The sequence below is a fragment of the Clostridium bornimense genome (assembly GCF_018917145.1).
In the GTDB taxonomy this organism is placed as follows: domain Bacteria; phylum Bacillota; class Clostridia; order Clostridiales; family Clostridiaceae; genus Clostridium_AN; species Clostridium_AN bornimense_A.
This window is the reverse complement of the sequence record NZ_JAHLOD010000131.1, coordinates 1-866: the sequence shown is the minus strand read 5'-3', so window position 1 is coordinate 866 and position 866 is coordinate 1. Positions and strand designations below refer to the sequence as shown.

At 24.2% G+C, this 866-nt stretch carries 1 protein-coding gene; it reads left to right on the top strand.

Features of this window, described 5'->3' with window-relative positions; genetic code table 11:
• The first annotated feature begins 341 nt into the window (after positions 1-341).
• On the top strand, positions 342-632 hold the full coding sequence (locus KQI30_RS16860) for a type II toxin-antitoxin system Phd/YefM family antitoxin (protein WP_216464497.1): 291 nt from the start codon (positions 342-344) through the stop codon (positions 630-632).
• The last annotated feature ends 234 nt before the right edge of the window (positions 633-866 follow it).

The window sequence follows — 866 nt, the reverse complement described above, 5'->3', positions numbered from 1 at the left end:
GTAATGGTTGCCCTAGATGTATGTTCTTTTCAAGTTTTTTTATCATAATCATGCATTCATCAAAAACTTGATCTGATAAAGCAGCTAAATCATTAGCTACTTCTTCTCTATATAAAATTGTGCAATCAGACGCCATTAAAGGAACTCCTTTCACAAAATATATGTAATTTATTAACTACATATTCTATTATATCTTATTAGAAAGAAAAAGTATATAAAATAATATATAAAATTTTATGTATTATTTTATGTATTTTTGTTCACTATTAGTGTATAATAGATTATATAAATGTTAAAAATATTTGATAAAGAAGGGGTTTTTTATAAGGAGGCAATCCGCTATGAGTATAGTGATGGAAAGAAATAATATAGTATCCTCAAGTGACTTAGTAAAAAATTTTGCTAAGATTAGAAATGCAGTAAAAGCTGGTACTAATATGTTTGTATTTAAAAATAACAAACCAGATTTAGCTATTTTAGATATTGATGAATATGAAAAATTGTTAAAGGTTATAGAACTTTTAGAAAATGAAAGCATATTAAAAATGGTTGAAGAAAGAGATAAAAATGATTCTGGTGTTAGGTTAACTACAGAAGAAATAGTTGAAAGAAGAAAAGCTTTAAGATCATAAAAGACTAATAGAAATTTAAATAAAAAAAGATAGGCAAATGCTTATCTTTTTTTATTTATTTAATGCATATATGCAAAAAAACACTACTTTTATGCATAAGTTTCAAATTTTAAACTCTAAAAAGTTAACTAAACTCAGTTATATCAAGGGTTTAAGAAAATAGACATAACTATTTATTATGTCTTGCTTTAGGTGAAGGGATTTCAAATAAATAACAATTTCATGTTCCCTGAG